Source organism: Ruminococcoides bili (genome assembly GCF_040093295.1).
In the GTDB taxonomy this organism is placed as follows: domain Bacteria; phylum Bacillota; class Clostridia; order Oscillospirales; family Acutalibacteraceae; genus Ruminococcoides; species Ruminococcoides intestinale_A.
In genome coordinates this window covers 22687-28840 of sequence record NZ_JBBNJY010000025.1, presented here as the reverse complement: position 1 = coordinate 28840, position 6154 = coordinate 22687, and the positions used below count along the sequence as shown (strand labels likewise).

4 protein-coding genes are annotated in these 6154 nt (G+C 37.2%); 2 read left to right on the top strand and 2 right to left on the bottom strand.

Annotated elements, in window-relative coordinates; translation table 11 throughout:
* Positions 1-102 precede the first annotated feature (102 nt).
* On the bottom strand, positions 103-1833 hold the full coding sequence (locus AAAY30_RS08465) for an RNA polymerase sigma factor (RefSeq protein ID WP_195411196.1): 1731 nt from the start codon (positions 1831-1833) through the stop codon (positions 103-105).
* A gap of 302 nt (positions 1834-2135) precedes the next feature.
* On the opposite strand from AAAY30_RS08465, the gene AAAY30_RS08460 reads away from it, so the two are divergent.
* Positions 2136-4295, top strand: coding sequence for an RNA degradosome polyphosphate kinase (locus tag AAAY30_RS08460; RefSeq protein WP_295025886.1), 2160 nt, complete (start codon positions 2136-2138; stop codon positions 4293-4295).
* Positions 4292-5377 (top strand): 6-phosphofructokinase, encoded by a 1086-nt coding sequence (locus AAAY30_RS08455; protein WP_499215767.1) that lies wholly within the window; start codon positions 4292-4294, stop codon positions 5375-5377. Before AAAY30_RS08460 ends, AAAY30_RS08455 begins: the two co-directional genes overlap by 4 nt.
* Before the next feature lie 189 nt (positions 5378-5566).
* On the opposite strand, the gene AAAY30_RS08450 is transcribed toward AAAY30_RS08455, so the two are convergent.
* Positions 5567-6103, bottom strand: coding sequence for a DUF2705 family protein (locus AAAY30_RS08450; protein ID WP_499215768.1), 537 nt, complete (start codon positions 6101-6103; stop codon positions 5567-5569).
* Positions 6104-6154 lie beyond the last annotated feature (51 nt).

Below are 6154 nucleotides of genomic sequence, written 5' to 3'. Positions count from 1 at the left end.
AAGCGACCAAGATCTCTCTTAGTCGCTTTGCATAATTATTTCTTTATAACTTTGTCTAACTTTTTGGGGTCAGTTCAAATGTGCGAATGACCGTTTTTTGGTTTAAAATTCAATTGTACATGTATCCTCATACAAAGCTCTATCTCCCGAAACTCCGCTTGCCCATGCGTGGGTTTCAGAATCTTCTTCTATCATTCTGAATTCTAAAATATTTTTTCCCGATGCATTTTTGTACTTTTCAATATCCTCTTTATCTACTAAAATATAATAATAGCAATTCATATCAGCGGCACAATACTGTGTTGTATATGCTGTAGTATCGTTTCCGTTAATCTTTGCACTGAGCATCTCAAACTTTACAGTTTTATCTGTTTTATTATGTGCATATAATCTTAATCTATCATATTTTTCTGATGAGGTGTGGTCTGTATCTAAATACAATAAAGTACCGTATTCATTGTCAAAAACAACCTGTTCGGTATTTGTATTTTCTCTTGCCGGCGGAGTGATTTCGTCAGCTGTTTTGCCTGTTGGATACAAATAAAATATTTGATTACAATAAAATGTTTCTTCGTCAGAATAATTTTCAGTATTATATACCTGTAGGTTAAATGCCACTTCATCAATAGAATTTATACCGCATTTTTTAATTTGTTCAAGATCAAATTCTATGCTGAATGAATCTGTTTCGCCCGGATCTGTGCAACCATAGCCAACCCTACCAATATCATGGCAATAATACCTGTTTACATAAAAGTAATCGCTAAAATCTGTATCAACTTCTATTTCTTCATCTGTTGTTTTATTTTTGAGTTCTGCTTTTACCTCAAATCTGTTACTATACATCTCACAACCCGTGACAGTGACAGTACACTTGTCGTTATCAAAAAGCACCTGTTCATCAAGGCTGTAATCAATTTGAGTTAATCCGTCTTCTCCGTTGTCAGCTCCGCTGTTCTCATCGGAAATATTGCTGTTTATTTGAGAAACAACATCATCGATGTTTTTATCCTTATTTTTGTTATTCACTACCACCGCAGCCGTAATTCCGCCAATAACAACAGCAAAAGCTGCAACTATTGCAAAAAGTTTTAAAAGAATTGATTTTGACATTAATTTTCCTCCAAATTCGCCTATATTTTTTTCTGCTTTTAATGTACTGCTTTTCGGTTCTAAATTTTGAGATGTTATATTTATCTTCGGAACAATTAAGTTTTTTGCCTCTGTAATGAAAAGAGAAGTAAAAAACGGAACGGGTACAACAATGTGCAATTTATCGTTGTTTTCCTCTTCATACTTTAAAATTGCCTTTTTCATTTTTGCTCTGGCAAGATTAAGGCGTGACATTACAGTACCCGCAGGGCAATCTTCAACCTCTGCAATTTCTGTTATTGACATTTCATCAAAATAATACATAAAAACGGCTCTGTATTGTACTTGCGACAAAGTATTCTGCATAATTTCTAAAATTATTCTGCGATTTTCATTATCGGTTATATATTCCTCTGGAATTGTTATTTCCGAAGTTTCAGAATAATTCTCAAGAATTTCATCATCAAGCTGCAGTTCCTGTTTGGCTTTAAAAAAGTCCTTACATTTATTTACCGCAATTTTCTTAACCCATACAGGGAATTTAGCGTTTTCTTCAAGAGTATTCAACTTTAAAAATGCGGTAACATATGTATTTTGCATAATTTCCTCTGCGTGAGTTTCGTTTTTCAACAAACTTATGCAGGTAAACCACACCTCTTGCTGTGTAAGATAATACAACCTGTCAAATGCCGTATTATCACCGTTTTTGGCTTTAATTACTAAACTACTTATTTCTTCCATAAATATCTCCTTTAAATCAGTATAAAAAGCAGTACATAATATAGACGATTGAAAATCAACTTCCATTTAATTTTTTTAAAATTTTTAATATTTTTTTAAATTTTTTTGATTTATGATTTTTATTATTTTTGTGCTAAATTTTATTATATCATAAAAACGCTGTTTATGGGTATTTATTTTTTCAAACTTTTAATACGAATAATTACAAATGACTTTTTAAAAATTTTTTGTAACTTTTACATAAATTTTACTTGAAATATTTAAGATTTAACAATATAATAAGAATAATAAGGAGTGATATAATGACTTCAACAATTGATGTAAAAAAGAAACAAGATTTAAAAAAATGGCTTGAAATGCCTTACAATAACAGAGAGCTAAGCTGGCTCGATTTTAACGCCCGTGTACTTGAAGAGGCTTTTGAAAAGGAAAATCCTATAATGGAAAGGTGTAACTTCCTTTCTATTACAGCGTCTAACCTTGACGAATTTTTTATGGTTCGTGTTGCAGGCGTACTTGATAATATTCATCGTGGCACAAATAAGCCCGACCCGTCGGGACTTACACCTAAAATGCAGATGAAAAAAATCAGTGAAAAAGTACATGCTTTTGCCGAAAAGCAGTACAACTGCTACAATCGTTCCATTATTCCGTCACTGAGAGCAAACGGTATTAACTTTGTTAAGGCAGATGAAATGACCGACGAGCAAAAAGCATTTGCAGACGATTATTTTCAGAGAGTGGTATTCCCTGTTCTCACACCGATGGCGGTTGACACAAGCCGACCTTTCCCATTGCTTGCAAACAAAAGTCTTAACATTGCAGTTCTGCTTACAAATGCAGAGGGAGAAGAATTTTATGCGCTTGTACAAGTGCCGTCAATCCTTCCGAGATTTTTGGAACTTCCCACAAAAGGCAAGCGTGACTTTATAACCCTTGAAAGAATTATTACTATTCATCTCGGCGAACTGTTTGAGCTTTATAACATCAAACAGTCGGCAGCTTTCAGAATCACAAGGGACTCTGACCTTGACATTGACGAGGACACGGAAGACCTTATGGAGGAAATTAAAAAATCCATTAAAAAGCGTCAGCGAGGTGTGCCTGTAAGACTTGAGTTTTCTAAAAAATGCCACAAGTCAATCCGCAAATTCCTTGTAGATGCATTGCATGTAACCGAGGATGAAATTTATGTACAGCACGGTCCGCTTGATCTTACTTTCCTTTCTAAATTTGCAAGAATAAAGGGCTGCGAAAAGCTCTGTTTCGAGCCTATTACACCTGTAAATCCGCCTGCCGAATTTTATGATTGCGATGATATTTTCGAGGCTATCCGTGAAAAAGACAGACTTGTTCATCATCCGTATGAGAGTTTTGATGTGGTGGTTGACTTTGTCAAAAAAGCCGCAAAAGACCCGAATGTACTTGCAATCAAGCAGACTTTATACCGTGTAAGCGGTAACTCTCCTATCGTTGCGGCACTTATTAAAGCCGCCGAAAACGGCAAACAGGTTACTGTACTTGTAGAACTTAAAGCTCGTTTTGACGAAGAAAATAACATTCAGTGGGCAACCAAACTTGAAAAAGCAGGCTGTCATGTAATTTACGGTCTTACAGGTCTTAAAACCCACTGTAAAATCTGTCTTGTTGTACGAAAAGACGAGGACGGAATCCGCCGTTATCTGCATATGGGTACAGGTAACTACAACGACAGCACCGCAAGGTTCTACACAGACATCGGTATGTTTACCTGCCGTGAAGAATACGGCCTTGACGCATCGTCATTATTCAACACACTTACAGGCTATTCTTTACCGCCCGAATACAATAAATTTATTGTTGCTCCTCAAGGTATGCGACCTTTCTTTGAGGAAATGATAAGAAAAGAAATCGAAAATGCAAAACAGGGACTTCCCGCATCAATCACTGCAAAGGTAAATTCACTTGTAGACCCCGCAATTATCAGCTTGCTTTACGAGGCATCGCAGGCAGGCGTAAAAATTGAACTTATCGTGCGTGGTATTTGCTGTCTTATCCCCGGATTAAAGGGATGGAGTGAAAATATAAAGGTAATCAGCATTGTAGGACAACTCCTTGAGCACAGCCGAATTTTTAAATTTGAAAACAACGGCAATCCGCTCTACTACCTTGGCAGTGCAGACTGGATGCAGAGAAACCTTGACAGACGAGTTGAACTTGTGTTCCCTGTTGAGGACGAAGACATTAAAAACAGGGTTGAACAGATTTTAAAAGTTACGCTAAAAGACACGGTAAATGCAAGAAAGCAGTTACCCGACACCACATATCACCTTGTAGATAAGCGTGGCAGAAAACGACTTAACAGCCAAAAACATTTTTCAAAACTTGCACAACAGGCACAAAATGCCGTTAAAAAACAGACATATGTAAGAACAGTAGGCACTCCTATGGTACCTGCAAAGGAAGGAGAAAAAGCAGAATGAAAAGAATCGGTATTTTAACAAGCGGCGGTGACTGTCAGGGACTTAACTCTACTATCCGTGCAGTCGCAAAAACACTTTATCAGAATTACGGCAATGACGGCGTGCAGATTATCGGCATTATTGACGGCTACCGAGGACTTATTTACAACGAAACAAGGATGATGAAACCTGATGATTTTTCGGGTATTCTTACAAGGGGCGGTACTATTCTCGGCACATCAAGACAGCCGTTCAAACTTATGAGAGTTATTGACGAAAACAGCGTTGATAAAGTTGCCGAAATGAAAAAGAACTATAAGAAGCTTGAGCTTGACTGCCTTGTTGTTCTCGGCGGAAACGGCACACAGAAAACCGCAAACCTCTTGCGTGAAGAGGGCTTGAATGTTGTTTCTCTGCCAAAAACAATTGACAATGACCTTTGGGGTACAGATAAAACATTTGGTTTTCAGAGCGCCGTTGACATTGCAACAAATGTTATCGACTGTATTCACACCACCGCAACCTCACACGGAAGAGTTTTCATTGTTGAGGTTATGGGTCACAAGGTTGGCTGGCTGACTTTGTATGCAGGTATTGCCGGCGGTGCGGATGTTATTTTAATTCCGGAAATTCCGTACGATATTAATTCCGTAATTAATACAATTAAGAAAAGAACCGAAAGCGGAAAGAAATTTTCAATTCTTGCCGTTGCAGAGGGTGCAATTTCAAAAGAGCTTGCGGCTATGCCGAAGAAAAAAAGAAAAGCCGCTATGGCTGAAATCGCATATCCGTCAATCTCATACAAAATTGCAAAAGAAATTCAAGACGCAACAGGTCAGGAAACAAGAGTTACCGTACCCGGACATTTCCAGAGAGGCGGAAGTCCTGACGCATACGACCGTGTGCTCTCCACCCGTTTCGGTATTGCAGCTGCCAAACTTATCATAAACGGTGACTACGGCAAAATGGTTGCACTTGTAAATAATAAAGTAGTTGCAGTTCCGCTCGAAGAAATCGCAGGTAAACTTAAAGCCGTTCCTGCCGACCACGAAATAGTAGCCGCCGCAAGAAAGATGGGCATCTGCTTTGGCGACGAAAAATAATTAACAATTTGAGCTTGAAATGTTGAAAACTTTGGCAGTGTGAGTATTAACCTCACACTGCCGTTTTCTTTATTATATCGTTTTACAAAAACTAATCTTCCACTCCTTATCAAAACCAAAAAAAATTGCCCGAAAAAGCAAAAATCTCATTTCAAAATCAATGAAATGAGATTTCTGCTAATATAAAAATCAAACTTCCAATTTCTTAACCACTGAAATAGAAACAATGTAAGAAACCACTAAATAAACTATAATGCAAACTCCGCTTGCGAGTAATGTTTGTACCGAAATGTTATTTACTGCAAGGGTAGAAACCGCATTACCAAGCCATAAACAGCTTAAATTAATATGTAAGTATGAGCTGATTATCGATATTCCTGTTGGCAAAGCCAAAAGAGCAAGCAACGAAACAACTATTGCAGGAGCGCTCTTTTTAAAGATTGAACACAGCATAAAGAATATGCCGGCAAATGAGATAAGTCCAAACACAAGGATAATTAATTGCGGAATAAACAGAGCGTATATTGAGCCGATGTTATGATATAAAGCGCTTGATAGCGCAAAAACAACAACTAAATTGAGGATTACCATAAAAAGGGTGCTGACAATAACCGCCATAAACTTTGCCGTAAAAATCCACTGTCTGCTGTAACCTCGTGAAATAATATTTTTCAATATGCCGTTGTCAAAATCATTGCAAATAAAGCTGCAAATAAACATTAGTATATATACTGTAACGGGACTTGTTTTAAAAAATCCTATTGCACTGATAATACC